Below are 24,203 nucleotides of genomic sequence, written 5' to 3' on the forward strand. Positions count from 1 at the left end.
GCGGTGATGAGGATAACACAATGACTGAACAACTCTCTTTTCCAGTTTCAATGGCCCAACAGGGTATGTGGCTAAGTGAAACGCTTTTCTCTGGCACAGGGCACAACCATGTCTGTCAGGGGTTTTGCATAGATAAGTCGATACGCAATGACTTCATTCAACAGGCTGTATCACTGATTGTGCAGCAGCAAGAATCTTTGCGTACCGTATTTAAGTTTCAGCAAGGCGAAGTAAAGCAGTATATTTTGCCTGAACTTGATTGGCATATTGAGCAGCTAGAGTGTGCATCAAACGAACAAACGCAGTTAGTGCGACGTTTAACACGCGAGACATTTAGTTTATCTCAGGCACCGTTATTTCGTGTTATTCGCTTAGTGCAGCCGGAGCAAGACAAGCTCTTATTTATTTTTCATCACATCATCACCGATGGCTGGTCAGCTGATATCTTTAAATGCCAGTTATGGCAAAACTATCAACAATTGGCGCAAGGGCACACACCGCAATTAGATGAATTAGAGCTGCAATATGGCGACTTCGCTGAGTGGCAAAGAGAGCAATTGGGGGAACAGCAGGCGCAGCAGCAATTAACTTTTTGGCGTGAGCAGTTGGCAGATGTCACGCCTTGTACTTTTCCTGCAGATAAAGTGCGCCCAGCTCAGCCTAGTTTTCAGGGCAAGCAATTAGAAATTGCACTACCAAAGCAGCTGGTGCAAGGGGTGAACACCTTGGCGCAACAGCAGCAAACCAGTGCTTTTAATATTTATCTAAGCGCGTTTAAGGTATTGATCAGTCGTTATACTCGCCAAGAAGACATCACCGTAGGTTCGCCAGTTGCAGGCCGTGATATGGCGGAGCTTGAGCCTATTATGGGTTACTTTGTGAATACGGTGGTTTACCGCACGCAGTGTGATATGTCGCAAAGCTTTAGTGCCTATTTAGAACAAGTTAAAAATACTGTGCTAGATGCCTGGGAATACCAACAGCTGCCATTTGCCAAGTTAGTGAGTGATATTTATGGCGAAAGAAGCCTTGATACTTCACCATTTTTCCAACTTATGTTTGCCTACTACCGCCATGATGATGGCACTGACGAACACATGTCTGAGCTGGGAGTAAGCACTTGGCAGTTGCACAATGATACCAGTAAATTCGATCTGACTTTGTCGTTAGAAGACAACGTTGATGCTGTCTCGATGGCTTTGGAATACAGTACAGAATTGTTTGAAGCGCAAAGCATTGAGCGTATCGCAGCAGCATACACGCAGTTGTTAGCCTCAATTATTGCCGCGTCTGATGTGCCTTTGTATCAGTTGCCTTTGCTCAATGAAGAGGCGAAAAATGCTCAACTTGCTCGATATGCATCTGCGGCTGGCGATTATTCCTCACCATTTAACAGTATTTGCGAAGGCTTTGAGCAGATGGTGGCACGTTTTGAGAATAACGACGCAATTGTTGATGGTGAGCGCACACTAACTTATCAGCAGCTCAATGTGCATGCTAACCAACTCGCCCGTCATTTACTAAGCGTTCAGCCTCATCTGGCGCAAGGCTCAAAAGTGGCTATTTGCTTATCGCCAAGCGTTGACACCATGGTGGCGATTTTAGCGGTGTTAAAAGTAGGCGCGGCTTACGTTCCAATAGACCCAAGTGCGGGTCAGCAAAGACTGGAATATATTTTAGATGATGCCAATGTGGATGTGGTTATAGGCAATCAAGACAGCCTTGCTTTATTTACCGAACGTAACCTGCATCTGGTGTGTTTAGATACCCATGCGCAGCAGATTGCAAGCAACGATGACAGCAATTTAAATCGCCATATTGAGTGCGCAGATCAGGCTTATATGATCTATACCTCGGGCTCTACGGGTAAACCAAAAGGGGTGAAGACAACCCATCACAATGTGTTAAGACTCTTTAGCGCCACCGATCATTGGTTTGAGTTTAACAGCCAAGATGTATGGAGTTTATTCCACTCATGCGTGTTTGACTTTTCCGTTTGGGAAATGTGGGGGGCATTATTATACGGTGCCAAATTAGTGGTGATCCCCAAAGAGGTGACTCGTGCGCCCGATGTATTTGCACAGTGGGTTGAAAAATATCAGATCACGGTGTTGAACCAAACACCTTCGGCATTTAAACAATATGCAGCAATTGGCAAGCCCTATCACTTACGCTATGTGATCTTTGGTGGGGAAGCGTTGGACATTCCATCGGTATCACGTTGGTTTGAGCAATATTCAGATCAACAACCAAAGCTCATAAATATGTATGGCATTACTGAAACTACGGTGCATGTAACTTACCAAGCGCTGTCGGCTGAGTTATTAAAAGGGCGTATTGCGGCACCAATCGGCGAAGCGATACCAGATTTATCGATGTATGTATTAGACCCATGGTTACAACCTGTGCCCGATGGTATGACAGGGGAGTTGTTTGTATCTGGAGACGGTGTTGCTGATGGTTATCATAACCGCGTTGAGTTAAGTGCAGAGCGCTTTCTTAATAACCCATTTAGTGATGTGCAGCCAACGCTATATCGGTCTGGGGACTTGGTGAAAGTAGATAACCAAGGAGAGCTGATTTACCAAGGGCGTGCCGATCATCAAGTGAAGATCCGCGGTTTTAGGATTGAGTTAGGGGAAATTGAAAACGCGTTATTAGCTTGCAGCGGCATCAAAGAAGCTTTGGTGCTAGCCCATGAAACGCCGCAGCAAGGTGCTCAGTTAGTTGCTTACGTTGTGTGTGATGAACTAAACGTACAAGCTCTAAGAGAGCAACTTGCCAAGACCTTACCTGAGTATATGATCCCCGCCATTTTTATGCCGTTAGAGGCATTTGGGCTAACCATTAATGGCAAAATTGACCGCCGCGCACTGCCAGAGCCGAAAGTAGATAGAAGCACACTTATGCAAGAATTTGTTGCACCAAGTAGTGCCATAGAAGTGGGAATCGCGAAAATTTGGCAGCAAGTACTAAACGTTGATAGCGTCAGTGTGAACGATAACTTTTTTGCTCTAGGTGGTGACTCATTACGTGCGGTGCAAGTCAATGAGCTACTAGAGCAACAAGGGATCTCCTTGCCACTGGAGCAAATTTTTAAGACCCAAACTTTAAAAGCGCTTGCCGATTATCTGACTCAGCATGACGCTGACTCTATGGGTGTAGTAAAAGATGTTCCCGCGTTTAGCATGATAAGCGAAGAGCAACGCGCGCAACTCCCTGAGGATGTGATTGATGCGTATCCATTAAGCGGTATGCAGGCAGGTATGTTCTACCATATGATGTTGGCGCCAGAGTCGAATATTTATCACTGTACGGGCACATCACATATTTGTTTGGACCATAAACTCAATGAAGCGCTGTTTTATAAAGCGGTGCAAGAGCTGGTGGCTCATCATGAGATTTTGCGTACAGGATTCGACTTGCACAATGAGTATCAGCCCATTCAGTGTGTGCACGCACATGCCCTGTTGCCAGTGGAGTTTTCTGATATTTCAGCATTGGAAGAGTCTCAGCAAGAAGCGCAGGTGATGGCATTAATAGAGCAAGAAAAAGCCTCACCGTTTGATTTAACACAGCCCACGTTACTGCGCTTTTTTATTCAACATCGCAGTGCCACAAGCTTCCAGTTTACTATGACGGAATGTCACCCTATTTTTGATGGCTGGAGCTACCACTCACTGATCGTTGATGTGTTTAATCTGTATGCTGAAAAAATGGGCCGTCGAGCGCACACCGCACTGCCACAACTAAATTGGCGTTATGCAGACTTTGTGGCCACTGAAAAAGCGACCATAAACAATCCACAAAGTATCGACTTTTGGCGCAATTATTTGGCCGATTTTGAACCACTGGCATTGCCGCTGCAAAGTGATGCTATGTGTGAGTCTAAGCAATTGCGTGCGGTACACCTGCGGATTGAAGATAACATTTACGATGGCTTAAAAGCATTGATGAAACAAGCCAATGTACCGTTGAAAAGTGTGTTGTTAGCAGGTCACATCAAGGTGATGAGTTTAGTCAGCGCACAACAAGACGTACTTACAGGTATTCCAACTAATGGTCGCTATGAAGGTAAGGGGGGAGATAAACAGTATGGTTTATTTATCAACACATTACCGTTTAGACAAAAGTTAAAAGACGGCACGTGGCAAGCCTTAATTCAAGACACTTTTGCGCTGGAGTGTGACCTTATTCCACATCGTCGCTTCCCTTTGGCTGAAGTACAGCGTTTAGTGGGTCGAGAAACCTCACTATTAGAAGATGTGCTATTTAATTACATGGACTTCCACGTGTATGAAGCGCTTTGTCCTGAGTTGGGTTTAACTGTGAAAAACAACTTGCGCACTGACCAAGTTCATGAAGGCACTAACTTTGCGCTGACGGTACATTTTCAACATTTAACACTCTCTTCTGGCCTAAAAGCCAATGATGTGTCACTCCAATTGGACTACGACAATGATCTGTTAACGCGCGAGCAAGTGGTTGCATTGGGCGAATTATATATGGCGGTGTTTGCACAAATGGCCGACAACGCCCATGCGCAGCACCAAACGTTTAGTCACGGCTCTGTTGCCATTGCACAGCGTTTAGCAACGGTTACAGCTAATGATCTCAGCCAATTAGACAGTGCTTCAACTCAAGAATCAGTCACTGAACAAACGGAACAAGACACAGCGACGCAAGGCGTAGAGTCTATTGAGCAAGCATTGCTCGAGGGCGTTCGCAGTGTTTGGTACGAACTATTGCAAGCCAAGGTGAGTGATACCGATAACTTCTTTGATGCAGGTGGTCACTCGCTGCTGTTCTTGCCCTTACTCACTAAGCTCAAAGCGCTACCAGAGCAAGGGCCTATGAGTGATGCAAGCACTGCGGCGCTCAAAGCAATTACCACGCTTGATTTAATTAATTACCCGTCAATTGAGCGTTTTTGCCAGTTTATTTGCCCTACAGGGCAAGCGCGAGATCAAGTTGACAGTGGCAAGACAAAAAATAAGCAAGATGCAAGGGCAAGAATGCTCAAGCTAAGAAACCGACAAGGTAAAAGGGCATAAGCATGGAAACGGTAACGGGGCTAGAAATTGCAATTGTCGGTATGGCCGCTCGGGTGCCAGGCGCAAACTCAATAGACGAGTATTGGGAAAATTTGCTGGCGGGCAAAGATGTATTAAAAATGCAGCAACAACGCTATCCCGAACAAAATGGCAATTTAGGCGGGGTATTGGATAATGTGCATGGCTTTGATGCCGCCTTTTTTGATGTTGCAGCACGAGAAGCTTGTCTGATGGATCCCCAGCTTAGGCAGAGTCTAGAAGTCAGTTGGCATGCATTAGAAGACGCGGGTTTGATAAATCAGCGCACTGATGCACATATTGGCGTATTTGCTGGGGCCCCAACCAGTGCTTATTTAACGTATGGTATCAGCAACAAAGATAGATTAGACAGTGCGGTAGAAATAGATGAGTTAATTCATCATAACTCACAAGAGTTGTTTGCCAGCAAGCTCGCTTATCAATTGGGTGTGAATGGACCTGCTTTGTCGCTGACAACGGGGTGCTCCACTTCCTTTGTATTGCTCCATTATGCCTGCTTAGCACTCAATAGTGGCGATTGTGAAACGGCGTTAGTGGTTGCCAGTCGCATTGGCTATCCCCATTACGAAGGCTACACTGCCACGCCGGGCGGACCGCTTAGCCCTGATGGCCTATGTCGGCCCTTTGCCAATAATGCAACAGGTATGGTGCCTGGCAGCGGTGCTTTGGCCGTGGTGCTTAAGCGCTATGAAGAAGCGCTCGAAGATGGCGACCGCATTTATGCGGTGATCAGAGGCAGTGCATTGAATAATGATGGTCGTGATAAGTTGGGCTTTGCAGCCCCATCTGTAAATGGCCAAGCACAAGTTGCTAAGCAAGCGATGATGAATGCCGATATAGAACCGCATGAAGTGGCGTATGTCGAAGCTCATGGCACAGGGACTGAGCTGGGCGATGGTGTTGAGTTAAGAGCGCTACAGCAGGCATATGCTCAAGCTTTACCCGGTCAGTCATGTGCGCTTGGATCTGTCAAAGGCAATATTGGGCATTTAGATGCCGCATCAGGGCTGGCAAGTCTCGTGAAAGTGAGCTTGATGTTACATCATCGTACTCTCCTGCCCACCATCAATTGTGATGACCCCTTAGCGCAACTACAATCACCAAGCAGTTATTTTTATGTACAACAAGAGGTTGCACCTTGGCCTGAATCTAAATCGCTGATCGCCGGATTGAACATTTTTGGGATCGGTGGCACCAATGGTCATGTGCTGTTGCAAAATGCCAGCGCCATACCTTTAGCAGCGACAGAGCACAGTGAACAGATATTATTTTTAAGCGCGAAAGACCCTCAAGCGCTGTTACGTAACCGAGATGCATTGGTTGCTTGGTTGCGTAACAATCCAAAATGTAACTTAAAACAATTAAGTTGGAATTTACTCAATTGCAAAGCGCCGATGCTTTATCGCAGTGCAGTCAGCGTAACTTCTTTGCAAGACTTACAAGTGCTTAAAGCAATTACCAGTGATGATGTTAGCAAAGCTCAGGGAGCACCAACCATTAGCATTGAGGCTATAACAAGTGACGATCTGATTGTGTTGGAGCGTCTATTTGATAGTGATGACATACTGAATGCTCATTTTAAGGGGTATCTGAGTGAGTCGAGCGCTGAGTTAGATATCATCTGCAAGTCGCCATCAATGTGGCATGAGCTACGCACCCAAATGGATGACGATGCGAGCATTGAAAGGTTGCTAAACCGAGCTGTGTGGTTGAGCGTGTTATCACGGTTGTCACAAATGGGGTTGGAGTTTAAAAGCATTCATGCCTGCGGCGCGTTGTTTATTAGTGCCGCGCAGTGGGCTGGTGTATTAACGGCAAGTCAGGCGCTAGCTTTGCTTCGCGACCAATCAATCGCGCACGTTGAAAGCCTGCCTGGTCAGGCGCGCTGTGCACTGGCATGTAATGACTCAAAAGAGCCGCTAACTGCCAAGCACTGGCAACAAGAAGCCTTTTGGCAGGCCTTGTGTAAGCGCAAAAGTGACAAGCAAGCACATTGTTTGCCATGTTGTCACCTTACGGTCAGTACTAGTTTGCATAGCATGGCTGCACAGCTGTGGATGCATGGCGTTACAGTTGATAGCGACGCGTACTTTGGGGAAAGGTTTGCACCTTTATCTTTGCCTGGATATGCATTTGCAGCAACGCGTTTTAAGCTGCCTTTGAACAAGCATGAAAGTACTCTTTGGAGCATGCAGCAGTGGTCGAAAGTAGCACAGCACGATAATACTCAAAGACAAATCTTATTGCTGATGCCCCAAGGGAAAGCGGCAAAAAAAGTGCAGCGTTGTTTTAGCAGCAGCGAAAAAAATGTTTGGACCATTTATGCAGCTTTGCAATTTAGTGTTGGCGACGACCATACGCTCTATGCGGATTTAACGCAGCAGGCACATTTAGAGCAAATTGAAAACCATGTTCAACAGCACATTGGTGCACCATGTAGTTGGGTAGATGCAAGGTTGAGTGTGTTTTCAAATAAACCTGAAGCTTTGTTAAATGCCATGGTGGATGTGTCATTGCGTCGCAGTTGGCAAGCACTTGATAACCATTTACTCGATACCAACACAAGATGGACACAGCTTTGCCTCATACCGGGTGAACCCGCTTATAACAAAAGCGCTCATTTAGCGCGGTATATTCTTGATTTCTTCTCATACCAATATCAAGACTTGGCACTAGCTGTCGCGCCAAAAATACTGTGGTGTGAAATAGAGAAAGGTGCGACTAAAGCGCCTCAAAGCAGCGTGCTCACTAGTGCACTTTTGAGTCAGCTCGTGGGTGCTAAAGCATACCAATTTAAAGTCATGCACAAACAATTGTTTGGTGTCACCCATAGTCGATTTACCCCCAGCGATAATGCCCAAGTTAACTATAGTAAGGCGCTACTGATAGGCATTGAGCAACCAAATGGCGTTGCCATTGCGTCAGCGCTGCCTGCCTTGTGTGAACATATCCATGTGGTGTTGCCCGCAGACTTTCCCGCTCAACAGCAATGGCAGCAGTGGTTACTTGACCACGTTGAGGGTAATTTATATAGCAACATTATTTTACTACTCAGCAGTTGGTTAGAAGAAGGTATTGCCTACTCTTGGCACAGCAACAAAGCAAGCCGCTCTTTGCACAAGCAAACGGATTTACAGGGTAGTGATATTTGCATCAACTTGGTGTCTACAGATAATGCCTTTAGTCAGCCAGAAAACTTGTTAAAACACGTTGAACATCAGGTGGGGTATCGTCAATTATTGACTAAGTTAATGGTAGCTAACCCGTTGCTAAACTCACTGGTATTGCTACAAGGGCCAAGCACTGCGGGCTTAACCAGCAATGCTAAATTGTGGCATCAGGCTGGCAAAGAGAGTTTCTCAAGTGTTGTGCTAGCCAATCAGCAGATAACCCCAGAAGACTTAGGGCGGTGTTTTAGTGCTTTGGTGCAACCGACGCACAAGTTACTGGTTGATGACATGCTAGTGAATCACGTGTCACCGGCCACGTTAGTCAAACAAACATCGCAACTAGATGAACAGCAATATGCGCCGCGTCCAGAGCTGGAGCAGCCATTCGCAGAGCCCGCATCGTCACTAGAGCGGCAAATTGCCCTGATTTGGCAAAGCTATTTCTATTTATCACCCATTGGTCGTAACGATGACTTTTTCAGCCTGCATGGTCATTCTCTGCTAGCACTGAAGATTGTTAATCGCATCAATGAGCAACATACGACGCAGCTTACACTACAGGATGTTTTGGAAAATCCAACGGTAGCGAAACTAGGTGAGTTAGTTGCTGCTAATAAGTCTGCGGCAAGTCAAGGAGCAGTATGATGAATATCAGTATTGATAACAACAGACAGGTGTTGCCACTGACCAATGGTCAGCTTAGTTTTTGGTTTATTTATCATATGACCAAAGAGACGGCGAATCATTTTTTGCCTTATGAATTTGAAGGGCCATTATGTGGTGACTTACTTGAAAAAGTCCTCAATACACTGTTACAAGATAATGAGATCCTGCGTTCATCAGTGAGCGATTGGTGTGCGTTGCAGTATGTGTATCCCTATGAATATTTTCATTTACCTTATGAAGACTTAAGCGGTCTATGTGAGCAAGGCCGAACTGCATCATTAGGGGCATTATTTTTAAAATATGCCGAGCCAAACTTTGATTTAATGAAGCCTCCTTTACTAAGAGCTTGCTTGGTTAAAATCGCACCAGAAAAACATTTACTTATGTTAGTAACACCGCACTTTGCAATGGATGGCGCTGCACTACATCAAATGGACATAGAATTGCGCGCTTTGTATCAAAAAGCGTTGCAAGGAGAGCCGCTAAGAGTCGGTAAAAAGCTAGGGCTGGCTGAGTATGTTACCCAAGAGCAATCAATTAGGCATTCGCAAAGCCTGCAGGCCACGCAGTTTTGGCAACAAAAATTGAGCCAAACCAACCCGACCTATCTTGCGCCTTCGTTATTAGATATCACCAATCGTGCTCGGCGTGGAATATTTATCCCGTTGAGTCAAGCCCAGTTACAAGAGATTGAGAGGTGGTGTTCGAAAAACAAACTCACCCAGCAGATGGTATTTTTAGCTTTGATCGGCAAAGTGATGGCCAAACTATCAGGTAACAACAACTTATGTTTAACCACGGTACAAGAGAATCGGGATATCGATGGCGCAAGAGCGCTTTATGGTGCACTGCTTACGTCACTGCCAGTGCCATTGCAGCTAGCGGATAGCCAGTCATTGCTTGAATTATTGTTGCAAGTTAAACAAACCACGCTTGCTGTGTATGCATATCGGCATGTGCCTTGGAGCATTCCTTTGTCAATCTTGGCCCATCGTAAACTCGCTAAGCGCCCTTGGTGGCTAAAAATGCTCAGTAAGCTCAGTGGCGCTTATCACAGCATTAGTAAACAGTCGGGGTTATATCCGCAAGCGTTGGCTGATTTTGCCGCCATAGCCGCCAGTGATATTGAAGAAGATAAAAAGATCCTGCGCTTTGGTCCGCACCATCAAGCACTGACCATGAACGTGAATATGCTGCCTTCATTTTATGAGCAAGGTATCGACACTAAAGCAATCGAGCAAGACTGTGCGCAGGCATGTCGAATTACCTTACGTCGCGAGCTGGACTTTCCTGTGCCACAAGATGACAGTGAATGGGAGCAAAATGTGTTGAATTTTTATATTGAAAAGCATCCGCTCAAAGGGGCGGGGATCCGTTTATCTCATCAGTGTTTAACCGAGCACGCAGAGCAAATAATACGTGAAGAGCTGTATGCACTGTTAAAGCAACCCGCAAAGGTTGCGCAATTTGCTGAACAGAGAGTTTGATAGCCTTTGGTAAGACTTTGTAAGCAAAGCGCTAAATTCGCAATGATTCGATTGACCTAAAATAGGGAAAATTTATACTCAATATGCTTGAAATAACTTTGTTTTGGTCCGTGGTCGCACTGTTAATTATGAAAAAGAACAGATGAGAATATCGCAATGCACTCAATAATAAAAATCGCCAGCGCGCTGTTGTTTGGTTTGGTCATCGCCGTTATGTGGCTGTCGAATTATGACCGTTATGCCGTTGAGATACAAAGCCAACAAGAGACCTTGTATGGCTCATTAGTGCTGCCCAAGCAAAGTGCTGATAAACCTGTGCCTGTGGTGATATTTGTACATGGAGATGGACCCATATCCAGTGGCAGCTATGGTTACTATAACCCCTTGTGGCAAGCGCTCGCTGAGGCGGGGGTTGCGTCACTGTCTTGGGACAAACAAGGGGTGGGTGGTTCAAGTGGTCACTGGCTTGGACAAAACATGACGCAACGTGCTGAAGAACTTAGCGCGGCGATTGATTGGGTATCTAAGCAGCCAAACTTAGATAGTCAGCGTATTGGTGTGATCGGTTTTTCACAAGCAGGTTGGGTACTCCCGTCGGTACTTGCCCAAGATAAACGGCTCAAGTATGCGGTTATGGTATCAACCGCGGTTAACTGGGAGCAACAAGGCCACTTTCAAACCGTGCAGCGCTTAAAGTCATTAGGGCAAGAGGGGCAGTTGTTAGCTCAAAACCTCGACTATAACGAAGCGTTAGATGCGCTATTAAAACAACGAGTGCCTTACAAAACGTATCAGCAATTTATCACCCAAAGTGCACCGCAAAGCTATGGCGGCAAGGTCATGAGCCGAAGTCGCTACGAATTTGTCATTAACAATATGCAGGTTGATGCCAGTGCCATGCTGGAGCAAGTTAAACAGCCCGTGTTAGCGCTATTTGGCGACTCTGATCAGGTGGTTGATATACACCAGAGTATTGATACTTATCAAAGCAAACTGTCTGGTCCGTTTAGTTACAAAGTGTATGAAGAAGCGGATCACGGCTTATTCAAAAACGAACACTTTGCAGGCATTCGTAAAGATTCAATCTGGTTTGGCGTAAAAATGAATTGGTTGGGAGCCGATGGCTTAACCGAACAGTTTGTTGCTGATGTACTTAGCTGGGTAACAACCCATGCTCAGTTGAATGCTCAAGGAGCGCTTGTCGATGGAGAATAACTTTACCACTTGGTTAGATAAACAAAGAGAAGAGTTACTCTGGGATTTGTTGTTTTCGAGCGTGCTGGAAGTGTTGGCAATTTTTGCGGTGATGCTGCTTATTACACCCTACTTTGAAACATTGAATCCGTTTTGGTATGGATTCTTCTTAATATTAATACCGCTATATATCTTTAGCGAAGCGGCTTCTGCACTAGCTAAGCTAAAAACAGCCACGCAAAAGCAACTGAATGATTTTAGCCATATCGATATTTCAGCAGTGAGTGAAACCCCAATAACGCAGCAATGGCAATGTGTCACCATTAAAACGGCAATTTTGACGTTGCTGCCCGCTGTAGGTGGTGCTGCGTTATATTATTTTAGCGCCAAGAGTGTTGGCGTGATGCTGGTGATTGCACTGTGCGTTGGGCTTGCTGTGTTCGTTGTCAGTGCATTGTTATTTGAGCGCTATGCAAAGTCACTCGTTGCGGGTACTTTGCGCCAAGCTCGCAGTGCACAGCCACTTAATGAATCTCAAACTGTTGACTTGCTGATCACCTTTCATTTGCTCCCTTGGTTAGTATTCGCGGTGCTGGCGTTTGGCTTGCTGATGAGTAAGTACTACATGGGATATGTTGCAGACTCTGGGCAAATAAGCCTATCTAGCTTGGCGACATATAGCTATATCAGTTGTACTTTTGTTGGCTTTTGGAGCTGTTACAACGTATTAGAGCCAATCCAAACGGATATGAAGCTACAACCGTTGTTTTTATCTGATACGGATAAGTTCTCCTACTCAGAGCTATTTGGCATGATTTTAGGCGCAGGGTTTATTCCTTGGTTCGCATTGTTTGTACTCGGTTTTTTTGTGCCGTCATTAACCAGTGGAATTTGGTTAACCGTGATAGCTGTCAGCATTATTATTTTTGCTGTGGCAGTGGGAGTCAGTGCTGCGGCATTATTTGCGTACAGTCAATCTCAGCAACAAGGGCAAGGTGAGTCTTGTGCACCGTAACTTATTTTTGTTAATAGCAACGGGCAGGGCGTTTTGCTGAATTACCTATTGCATGTAGATATGTTTATGAATTTATTTATAAATCAAGGGTGAGAGAACCTTTCAGTTGTATAAGGATGTTGTTATGAGTATGACCTTTTGGCAGAACCAGTTTGCTGATCTTGATGCACTTGTTGTAGCAGATCCATGTGAAGATGACACACAAATTAGCCAATACGGGTATCGCTATTCTGTTGATTTAACAGAGCAAGATGCTGTGTTGATCCAGCATCAATTAGCGCAAACTCATTGCGACCTACACACTTTGTTGTTGCTCAGTTACTACCTTACTTTGCGTACCATGTCCGGGCAGACTCGTTTTGCAATTGGGATTAATCAACAGCAAATAGCTCAGCCAAATTTTTATACGCCTGTGGTGTGTGACTTAGCGATGCAAATTTCTGTTCAGCAGGCTTTGAAAGCGCTAGCAAACGCAGCCAATACAAATCTAAAGCATCATTTAGGAAAAGACGTCGCGAGCAGCGAAGCTATTATCTTGCAAGCGGCAAACTCCGCTGGAATAGAGACTCTTCATCAAGCCACATTAAGCCTAACGGACAAGCCTTTAGCGTCGATGTCGTTGGCAAACAATCATAGCTGGCAGCTATACGCTCAAACGCAAGAAAATGCTATCTCGATTCAGATACTTTGTCCTTGGCAATATAGCCAGTCTGGTTTGACGCTTTTTGCGAACTGCTTTACACAGACGCTTCGAAGTCTCATCAGCGGCGCGACGAAGTGCTTAGCTGAGGTTGATTTAGTGCCCAGTGAACAAAAGACTAAACTACTTAAAAGTTGGCAAGGCTGCACAGTCGAGTGGCCTGAAAATGATACCTTGGTGAGTCAACTTGAGCGAGCTGCACAGCAGTGGCCAAAGCGCACTGCGGTTATCTTCCAAGATAAAGTTGTGAGCTATCAGCAACTACATCATCAAGCTGATTTATTGGCGCGGCGCATTAAGACTATGCTGTTAGCAAATGGCACAGAGCACCAATCGGATAAGCAAAATATTATCGCGCTTTTGCTAGATAAAAGCGTAGACATGGTCGTCGCAATTTTAGCGGTGCTAAAGACGGGCGCAGCATATGTGCCCATTTCGCCGCAATTTCCTGCCGAGCGACGTCGCTTCATTCTTGAAGATACTCAAAGTAGACTGATTTTGACTCAGTCGCATTACCTTGATTGCGTGAGTGACGCACCTTATGTGAGCATGGCGATAGACAAGCTTGATGAGCAACAAGACTTACAAAATCCTACTGAGGTCGATGCGCTTTTGCCTTCGCAGCTTGCTTATGTGATGTATACGTCGGGTACAACGGGACAGCCTAAAGGTGTAATGATTAGTCATCAAAGTGTGGTTAACCTGATTAATTATCAGCGCCGCGTATTTGATTTTACACAGCAAGACAAATCTATTTGGTTAGCCAACTATATTTTTGATGTATCTGTTGAGCATTTTTTCTTAACACTGAGCAGCGGAGCATGTTTAGTGGTACCAAGTGAGCCGCAAATATTAGACCCAGCTTGCATTAAATCATTGCTGAAAGATGAAAAAATTACGCACTTTGAAGCAACGCCTACTTACCTCAGTGCGCTTGGTGAGGTGGATGCGCCTGATATAAAAAGAGTGATAACCGGGGGGGAGGCGTGTACCAAAGATGTACAAAATCTTTGGCAGCAGAGGTTGGTTAATGGCTATGGTGTGACTGAAGCAACGGTAACACAAACGCAGCGCTGTGATAGAAAAACCAGCGGGCGTATCAATAACATTGGCAAACCTTTAGCAAATACCCAAATTTATATCTTGTCAGAAAATTTACAGCTGTTGCCCATCGGTGCGCCAGGAGATATGTACATCGGTGGAGTGGGACTGGCGCAGGGGTATTTGAATCGGCCACAACTGAACCAAGAAAAATTCATTGCTAACCCCTTTGTTGAGCAAAGTGATAGCCCTCATTCTTCTGGTGGTGTTTTGTATAAAACGGGTGACAGGGCTCGTTGGTTAGAAAATGGTGATATTGAATATCTAGGGCGTGATGACTTTCAGGTTAAAATTCGCGGTTATCGCATTGAGCTTGCAGAGATAGAATCAGTTATTACAGCTATGCCTGAGATAGACAGTGCTGTGGTGATTGATAGGTTACGGGGCGAAATAAAATACTTGGCCGCGTATTACGTACTCAAACCTGCTTTTCCCCTTGAAGATGCGCAGCTCAAAGCGCGTTTACAGCAATCATTACCCAGTTATATGGTGCCTGCGACCTACACTCAGCTTGAACACATTCCGATCACCATTAACGGCAAGTTAGACCGGCGGGCATTGCCAGAGCCTAGGCTTTTGCATGACGGGCAGGTTGAACAACCAAGCAGCGAGAGCGAAGCTAAATTAAAACCGCTTTGGCTGCAAGCCTTGTCTTTGCAAGAAGTTGGTATTCATGATGACTTTTTTGCACTCGGTGGTGATTCAGTCAGCGCTTTAAAGTTACTAGGGTTATGCCAACAGCAACTTAATTGCACCATATCGCTGGCACAACTTTACCAGCACCCCTCAATTGCAGCGTTAGCTTTGCAGCTTAGCGATGCTCAAAGTATTGTAGAGATCCCCTATTCAGACTCCAATAAGCTCTCTTATGCACAGCAAAGAATGTTGTTTATAGAGCAGTTTGAAGGCGGAACAGATGCCTATCATTTACCATTTTTCACCAAGCTTGCTGCAGATGCGGATATCGCTTTATTAGAGCAAGCTCTGCAACAGGTTGTAACAAGACATCCTGTGTTAAACAGCTGTTATATGCAAGCTGAAGATGTTGCACAGGCTAGACTCACAGAGCTGACACAACCAATTCGGATAACGCGTGTTGAACTTGACAGTGAACTACAACTCAGTGCTAGCGTGCAAGCCGATTATCAGTGTCCGTTTAACTTACAAAATGGCGCGCCGATGCGTGTGTTTAGTTACAGCGTATCGCAACAGCAATTTTTGCTTATCGTGTGGCACCATATTGCCTTTGATGGCTGGTCTGAGCCGGTCTTTTTTAATGAATTAGCATTGATTTACGATGCTTTGAAAACAGGTACACAGGCAAAGCTGCCAGAATTGCCAATTCGTTATCGCGACTATGCGCAATTTCAACACCAAGAACAACAGCAGTTGTTGATGCGCCAACAGCTAGATTATTGGCAAACTGAGCTCAAAGGCCATGAACCATTGGCATTGGCAACGGACTTTGTGCGCCCTGCACAATTTGATTATCAAGGTGCAACACACGATTTTATCATCGATGCTAGTTTAACAAAGCAATTAAAGCGTATTGCGGCTGTAAACAATACCACTTTGTACACCGTGATGGCTGCTGCTGCATTTGTTACATTTTACGGCCAAACCGGTCAGCGCGACATCGTGATTGGCACCCCAACAGATAATCGGCATATGCCACAAACTCACGGGCTGATCGGTTTTTTTGTAAACAGTTTGGCGTTGAGATTACGGCTCTCTCACGAGCAGTCCTTGCTGGAGTTAATACAACAGCTGCACCAAGTGATTATTAGTGCTAAACAAAACCAAGATGTGCCTTTTGAGCAAGTTGTACAGGCATTATGTGATAGCCGCGACACGTCTCGCCATCCAATTTTTCAAGTGATGTTCAGTGTAGTACCGCCAGATAATACCAATGAGCTGGGGTTACTACCTTTTGTTGCTGGTGAAGAAGGCGTGACTTTGCAGGAGTCGGCAAAATTTGATTTAGATATAACGCTTAGCGATCACACAACACACTTAACGGGTAAGTTGGTGTATGGGAGCGCACTCTTTTCAGCACAACGTATGCAGTGGTTAGTTGAGAGTTATCTTGATGTATTGCAGCAATTTGCTGATAACCTCAATACGCAGTTGCAAGAGGTAAACTGGGTCGCGAGCCAACATATAAAGCAGTTGCACAATTGGAACTCAACGCAATCGTCATATCCAAAAAATAAAACACTAACAGCGCAAATTGATGAGGCGGTAACCCAAAGGCCTGATGCTATCGCTTTGTGTTTTGCAGATACACAAGTGAGTTATGCTCAGATGAATGCTTGGGTTAACACACTTGCTGTGAGAATCCGTGAGCAATATCAACAAATATACGGCATTGCGCTTAGTGCAAACACATTTATTGCATTGCAGTTCGATAAGAGTATCGAGATGGTCATTGCGATTTTGGCGGTGTTACGTGCAGGGGGCGCCTATGTGCCTTTATCACCTGAGTTCCCTAATGAAAGAAGGCAGTTTATTCTCGAAGATACAAACTCGGCAATGCTACTATGTACAGCCTGCTATCATGGTGAATTAAAGAATACGGGCGTGCCACTTATTAACGTTGAGTGTGCTGAGCTTGCAAAGGTAGAGTATCCATTCGAGCTAGAACCCGTTAGCCAAGCCTGTGATCTTGCATATGTTATTTATACCTCAGGTACTACCGGTAAGCCAAAAGGGGTAATGCTCAGTCATGATAATGTCAGCGCGTTAATCGCCTCGCAGACACAGGCATTTGGCTTTAGTGAGCAAGAACGGGTGTTGTGGCTTGCAAATTATATTTTTGATGTGTCAGTTGAGCACTTGTTTTTAACCCTTATCAACGGTGCATGTTTGGTGATCCCAAGTCAGTCACAAATAGTGCAACCAGATGTGATCAACACCTTACTCATTGAGCAAAGAATTACTCACTTCGAAGCCACGCCAACCTACTTAAGTGCGCTTGGTAGGGTTACTTCGTCAACTTTGAAACGAGTGATCACCGGTGGAGAAGCCTGTACTGCAGAGGTTGCAGAGCTTTGGGGTGAACGACTTATCAATAGCTACGGTGTGACCGAAGCGACTGTGACTCAGTTGCAAAAACTACAAAAAACGCAGTTTGATAGCATCAGTAACTTAGGTACGCCACTGGCTAATACTCAGCTTTACGTGCTAAATGAACTCGGTCAGTTAGCGCCTTTGGGGGCCATTGGGGAGTTGGTGGTTGCCGGAGATTTAGTGGCAAAAGGCTATTTAAATCGCCCAGAGCTTAACGCTGAACGTTTTATTAGCCAACAGCCCTATGCGCTTAGTGATGGTTTAGATGCGCTGAAGGCTTATAAAACCGGCGACCTTGTTCGATGGTTGCCAAGTGGTGAAATTCAATACCATGGCCGCAATGACTTTCAAGTTAAGATAAGAGGATATCGCATTGAACTTGGAGAGGTAGAAGCTGCGCTGTGTCAATTAGAACAAGTACAACAGGCGGTGGTTGTTGATATCAAAGAGTCGCAAAACGTATTTTTAGCCGCTTATATTGTGCCAGCGACTGGGCAGGTATGTGATGAAGCGGCGATCCTCAATCAGCTATCTGAACAGCTCCCCAGCTATATGCTGCCAAGCACGCTGACACAAGTGGCCATTATTCCACAAACACTTAACGGCAAAGTGGATAGAAAAGCGCTGCCACAACCAAGTTATAGTGTCAAAACGCAAGTTATTGCGCCGCGTAACGAGTTAGAGCAGGCGTTGTACGCTATTTGGCAGCAAATTTTAAATGTTGAGCAATTTGGTGTGACCGATAATTTCTTTGCGCTTGGTGGGCATTCGTTGAGTATTGCTAAGCTTAAAGTGTTAATTAAAGAGCAGTTAAATACCCCTGTTGAGCTGAAAAGTTTGTTTGACAACAGTTCGATTGAGAAGCAAGCCAAATTACTGCAAACAGGTGATTTACAGAGCTCTAGCGTGCAACTTCATGAGCAAGGGATCGCTTTACCTACTTTGGTTGCACAAAACTGGGAGGTGACTGAGCCTTTTCCATTGTCGTATCAGCAGGTGGTATTTTGGTTGATTAACGATGCCAACGTTGGCACCGTTAATAATGTACAATGTATTGAAATTAAGGATGTGATTGATACTGCTCTGTTGCAGCAGTCGTTGCAAATGCTGTCTGCGCATCATGATTCATTGCAAGTTGAAATTGACCTTAAACGACCACTACAAAAAATAAAAGAGTGTGCTGAGCCAATCGAGCTCAATATTATTAACTGTCAAAATATGACATCAAGCCAATTGGCTGAAGTATATGATGCACTGGAAACCATTCGTCTTGAGCCTTTTGATTTAACTCATCCTCCACTGCTGGTTGCACACCTATTGCAGTTTGCACACGATGATTATGTACTGTTTTTATGTGCCCCACACATTATTTTTGATGGTGCAGCGCTGAGCATTTTTGCACGCCAAATCGAACAATGTTACTTCAGTCTTGTTCATGGTCATGCGTTTCCTTTAGCTCAACACAGCGCACAGCTAAGAGACTTTGTTTATTGGGAGCGAGAAGCTTATCAAACGTGCCAAAATGATATTACTGCATTTTGGCAAGATGCGCTGCGCAACCTACATTACCCAACCTTCCCAGCGCAATATCAGGGTGAACAGTTAGCATTGCAAAGCGCTTTGGTGGTGTTGAGTGAGGCGCAGTTGGAAAAACTTAAACATTACGCTCAGCACTATGATGCGAGCTTGCAAATGTTGATGAATACGCTGATTGGGATGAGTTTATCTCGTGTCACAGCAAACAGTGAATTTTGTATCACGCACGTGATGGAGAACCGTTACGATACGCAAATGACCGATCTCATTGCGCTGTTAGCAGGGGAGAGCGCTTTGCCAATTCGTGTTCCTGCAAACGGCAGTATTGCACAGCTACTGAAAAGCGTTAAACAGCATACGATAGCTGCGCTAGAGTACCCTGTTATCTCTTCGGTTATGTTGGATGCCATCATTGAACAAAGGCGCTGGCAGGACGTCCCGCAGTTTTACAAGAAGATGCTCAATATAGGTAGCCGTTTATTCAGCTGGTACTTTAAATCGGCTCAAATATACCCACGCTATTTGCAAGAGATGATGGCCGTTGATGATATTCCAAAATGGATCCGCAAATTAATGGCAGGTCAGCCTCAGCAAAAAACATATCGAGGTTTTAGAGAAGCGCCGCCGGTATCTATAAACATCTTGCAAGACTTTGCGCTGATACAAAAAACGGATGAGGGGCTGAGCTGGCATCACGATGCACAAGTTGCCAAATGTATTGAACAGCATTGTGAAGGGGTTGCGCAATTAGAACAAAAATACAATGGTTGTGAAAATGCCATATGGGGGGCGACGCTAGAGTTTGTTTGTACGCGGACTGACAGCCGGCAACCATGTATCGAAATTAACGCTCGTAGCTTAACATTTGAAGCTGTGCAGGCATTGCAATATGAACTTGAGTTGCAAATCCAAACGCTGTGTGAGGTTCATGTCGATGAACAGGCACAGAGGGAAAACTAAAGGACCATGAATGTTAAAGGAATATAATATGACGCAAATCGATGACAAGCTTCCCACTATCTATGGTCGGTGGACTCTATACGTTGCCTTAGCTGGACTGGTGTTTGTTTTGTTAGCGATGTTAGATAGTGCGCCGTACGAAAATCTAGAGCAAGATTTTGCAACCGATGGCGCGATGCGTTCGGGCTCTTTAATATTGCCAACAAATAGTGAGACTCCTCGTGCAGTGATGATCTTTGTGCATGGTGATGGTGCAATGGGACGCAGTGCGTTTGGTTATTACTACCCGCTGTGGCAGCGTTTAGCAAAGCAAGGTATCGCTTCATATTCATGGGATAAAGCTGGGGTTGGAGGATCTGGCGGTAACTGGCTCAACCAGAATATGCAAAGTCGTGCCGATGAAATACACAACGCCATCGCAATGCTGCGCCAACAAGAGCAACTTAAAAATGTGCCCATTGGACTGTTCGGCTTTTCGCAAGCTGCTTGGGTGATGCCTAAAGCGCTCAAAGACTCTACGCAAATATCCTTTGCTGTATTTGTATCAACGCCGGTTAACTGGCTCAAACAAAGTGAGTTTTTGACGCAAGTGCGCTTACAAAAAGAGGGCATTTTAGGAGATGCTAAACAGCAGCAAATGCAGCATGCGCAAAACATTTCTAAGCTGATTGCTCAAGGAGAATCTCACCGCGCTTACCTTGATTTTTTACAGCAAACAGAGCCCGATGTGGTGGAGTCAGCAATGAGTCCCGAACGCTATCATTTTGTACAGCAAAATATACTTGCTGATTCTAAGCAAGACTTATCGGATATCAAACAGCCGATATTTGTCGCTTTTGGCAATCATGATAGCAATGTCAATGTGCCATACAACGTGCAGCAATATGAGCGGATATTCGCCAGCAATGCCTCACAACTGCAGCTCAATGTTTACCAAAATGCCAACCATACCTTGTTGAAAAATAGTGAGTTTGGACACTTGTCACCGTCCCTTTGGTGGCTGATCAAAATGTCGCTATGGGAAGAAGATGGATTTTCCGAGCAGTTTGTAGACGATGTCATGCTGTGGCTGAACACCCAGTTGACACAACTCGCAACCCAAAAAAACAGTCATTAGGAGCGGTGAAATGAATCAACTCACTGAGTTAGTACGTGCACAATATCCCGGTTATTTGCTAAGGACATTGCTACTTAGTTTATTTGAAGTTGTTGTTGTTGCGTTGCTGTTTTTACTGACCAAGCCATATTTTGAGTCTTATCAAGTCTTTTGGTACTTGTTGTGTTTGATTCTTGTACCAGCCTGTGGGTGTTCTGTGGCAGTAAACGCGCTAACTAAAATTGCATCGCAAGCATTGCTACAAGCCAAGAAGCAAAATATCAATATAGAACAGGGGGGTGATGGCACCCAAGCGACCTTGGCAGCGACCTCGGCAGCGACCTCGGCAGCGACCTCTGCATGGCAATATATCAGTTGGAAAAAAGTGCTTCTCATGGTGGGCACTGGATTGTTGATAGCGCTATGTTACAGCGAAAGCGCGCAGACCTTTGACGATTTGTTGATGCTATTTTGCGCCATCATTATCGCCACATTTTTGTTTGCCAACTGGATCATTATCAACGCCGCTTTGCCTTTGTCGATTGCCGTTATCAGAGCATTTCACCATCGTCGTCAAGCATATGACGAAGCACAAAGTATCGATCATATTATCCGTTTTCACTTATTACCATGGAGTGCCATTGCGGTCACAACGTTGTTTACATTCTTCATTAAATACTACGTAGGGATCGCTGATGAGTACGGTTACGTTGACACCGGGGCTGTGGTCAGAAGCACCTATATATCGGGCGCTTTGGTAGCAGTGTGGTTGTGGCTAGAGGTTGGACAAATAGCCCGTTTGGAACGCATATTAGGGTATATCAATTTAAGTGGCATTGGCCATATTTCGGAGTCAGAAGCATTTAGTTTGGTGATGGCTGTGCCCATAGTATTAGCGGTGATCATTGCGGCCATTAATGGCTTTTTCGATATTGAGCAGTACCGTTACCAAAGCGCAATTGCCATTAGCATGTTTTTTATGCTGTTAGCTGCATTTGCAGGTGTGAGTATCGCAATTTTAAAGCTTTGTGCTAGTAAAGCGCTAAGTGCCCGACAATTTGAAAATACGTGAGAGATAAATCTAGGATGATTAGTAAAACAGTACGTGGCCGTGTTCATTATCTGGATAATTTACGCGCATATATTATGTGGTTGGGTGTGGTGATACATGTTGCTATGTTGCAAATGGTTTCTGATACGCCGCAACGACTCAGAGAAGCAGCGCTCAGTGAATGGGCTGATATGCTGGTATTTTCGATTCATAGCTTTCGGATGCCGCTGTTTTTTATTTTATCTGGCTTTTTTGTTGCTGCTATATTGGGCAGAAAAGGGCTAGTTGAAACCATCCGGTTGAGGTTGCTACGAATTGCTATTCCGCTGCTCATTTTTGGTCCGATAATCTCTTATTCTCTAGGCTCAATCATTGTTGAATATTTGCAGCTTATGCGCAGCAGCGGGATCGAAATTGATCAAGACTGGTTGAGTCAAGCACAAGCGCATCATTTCAACTTCGGCCATTTGTGGTTCCTGTATTATTTACTTATCTGTCATATCATTTTATTACCGCTATTTTATAGGTTGTCTTTGAGTAATTCATCACTACTGAGACGTCTTCGGTATTGGGCGAGCCATCCCGTTTCTATCATCTTTTATGCGACGATGATTGCGTATGTTGATAGCCACTTTGAAAGAGGTATGATCCCCGCCGATGGCGAACTTATACCAAATCCTTTGCAGTTATTGCATTACATTCCTTATTTTTGTTTTGGCTTTATGGCTTATAAATTCAGACGCCTTTGGCTCAATCACTATCAACGTTGCTGGGGGCGTTATACGCTTTTGGGGTGTGTAATGATGTTGGCAACCTTGGTCGTTATTGAGCCGCTTCTTACTGGATCTGGCTCACAGATAGATAATTTTGTGGTTGCGTATTGTTATGGTCTTTGGGGCTGGTGTTGGAGTTTTGCACTGTTTGGTTTTTTCAAGCGTTGGCTGAGTGGTTACCAAAGCTGGCTGCGATATTTGTCTGATAGTGCATATTGGGTATATATCGTTCACTTACCAATTGTGTTGCTTGTCAGTTATGGCTTGTATAGTTATGAATGGGAGTACTATACCAAAATGGCTGCGAATATCGTTATCTCGTCTGCTATTTCACTACTGAGTTATCACATACTGGTTCGTTACACTTGGCTAGGTCAGCTACTAAACGGTAAGCGTAGACAACTGAAGTGGGCTAAAAGCCAAACTACAACAAAGCTTGGTCAAGTTTAATTAACCTCAGGTTTGGATAAGATTTTTGAAATAGAAAATAGCAGAGGTTAATTACGGCACACCCTGATACAAAATATGCGATAGCGATGTTAGTTTAATTAAATAAACACTTTGTATTTCACAATGCCTATTCAAACATTTGGTTAATCAGCTATGAGTTGGTACAAGTCTTTACTCGTACCAACGGCTCGTCGTTTTATAAATTCTAGATCCTGCTCTTACTCTTCCACGAAAAATAACTTTATTTGCAGTAAGTCCCATTGATTTTTTCATTTTTGATAAAAGCTTTAAAGGCGGTTTTCTATTGCATTGTAATTTGATGTTTTGAATAAAATGTAACGCGGCTCATAGTTAGGTGTATTAGATACAAGAAATTAAAACTATGTAAATGGATTGTAATCAACGTAATTGATTTAGAGTACGCTGAATCTGGACTGACCAGGTGGGTGTCAATAGAACGAAATTTATACGTATTACAAAAAAGATGCTTTGTCTAATAACTGTCATGTAAAGTGAATAATTCTCATTTTCATGGGTGGATAATATTCAAAATATTTTTTGTTTTTTATTATCTTTTTGTTTTTAAAGCTTTTAATTTTTATTTGAACTTCTTTGTATGGTGAGTTGATTTCGGTTTTTTTAATTTATGTTTATTTATCAATGGTTTGTGGTTTTTTGTGAGCCCTATTCCTGAGTTGTACGTTTTTTGATAAACAATAATTAAAGTTTATATTGCCTCTTCTGTTTTGTATGTTTTTGATTTATTTGGTTTTATAATTTCATTTTCTTTAGGTTTTTGTTATTGGGGAGTGCTGTTTCAGCTAAATGTAAGCCTTGTAATT

General features: G+C 44.3%; 9 protein-coding genes. All 9 read left to right on the forward strand.

The annotated features are described in order from the left end of the window. Positions 1 to 20 precede the first annotated feature (20 nt). Positions 21 to 5,054, forward strand: a complete 5,034-nt coding sequence (locus HG263_RS16100) for a non-ribosomal peptide synthetase (protein ID WP_171627111.1) — start codon at positions 21 to 23, stop codon at positions 5,052 to 5,054. A gap of 2 nt (positions 5,055 to 5,056) precedes the next feature. Next, positions 5,057 to 8,908 (forward strand): beta-ketoacyl synthase N-terminal-like domain-containing protein, encoded by a 3,852-nt coding sequence (locus HG263_RS16105; protein WP_171627112.1) that lies wholly within the window; start codon positions 5,057 to 5,059, stop codon positions 8,906 to 8,908. Next, complete coding sequence (locus HG263_RS16110) at positions 8,905 to 10,416, forward strand: condensation domain-containing protein (RefSeq protein WP_171627113.1); 1,512 nt, start codon at positions 8,905 to 8,907, stop codon at positions 10,414 to 10,416. Before HG263_RS16105 ends, HG263_RS16110 begins: the two co-directional genes overlap by 4 nt. A 156-nt stretch (positions 10,417 to 10,572) precedes the next feature. Continuing rightward, the gene (locus HG263_RS16115) at positions 10,573 to 11,631 is read left to right on the forward strand and encodes an alpha/beta hydrolase family protein (protein WP_171627114.1); all 1,059 of its coding nucleotides are present in this window, start codon (positions 10,573 to 10,575) and stop codon (positions 11,629 to 11,631) included. After that, positions 11,621 to 12,625 (forward strand): hypothetical protein, encoded by a 1,005-nt coding sequence (locus HG263_RS16120; RefSeq protein WP_171627115.1) that lies wholly within the window; start codon positions 11,621 to 11,623, stop codon positions 12,623 to 12,625. The genes HG263_RS16115 and HG263_RS16120 overlap by 11 nt, the downstream gene beginning before the upstream one ends. Positions 12,626 to 12,749: 124 nt before the next feature. After that, the gene (locus HG263_RS16125) at positions 12,750 to 19,991 is read left to right on the forward strand and encodes a non-ribosomal peptide synthetase (protein ID WP_171627116.1); all 7,242 of its coding nucleotides are present in this window, start codon (positions 12,750 to 12,752) and stop codon (positions 19,989 to 19,991) included. Positions 19,992 to 20,019: 28 nt separating this feature from the next. Beyond that, positions 20,020 to 21,108, forward strand: coding sequence for an alpha/beta hydrolase family protein (locus HG263_RS16130; protein WP_171627117.1), 1,089 nt, complete (start codon positions 20,020 to 20,022; stop codon positions 21,106 to 21,108). A 10-nt stretch (positions 21,109 to 21,118) separates the two neighbouring features. Continuing rightward, positions 21,119 to 22,159, forward strand: a complete 1,041-nt coding sequence (locus HG263_RS16135; RefSeq protein ID WP_171627118.1) for a hypothetical protein — start codon at positions 21,119 to 21,121, stop codon at positions 22,157 to 22,159. 14 nt (positions 22,160 to 22,173) lie between these two features. Further along, positions 22,174 to 23,361 carry an acyltransferase family protein gene (locus HG263_RS16140; protein WP_171627119.1) on the forward strand — a complete coding sequence of 396 codons (1,188 nt, stop codon included), beginning with the start codon at positions 22,174 to 22,176 and terminating at the stop codon, positions 23,359 to 23,361. Positions 23,362 to 24,203: the final 842 nt, after the last annotated feature.

The sequence above is a fragment of the Pseudoalteromonas caenipelagi genome (assembly GCF_013140855.1).
Taxonomy (GTDB): domain Bacteria; phylum Pseudomonadota; class Gammaproteobacteria; order Enterobacterales; family Alteromonadaceae; genus Pseudoalteromonas; species Pseudoalteromonas caenipelagi.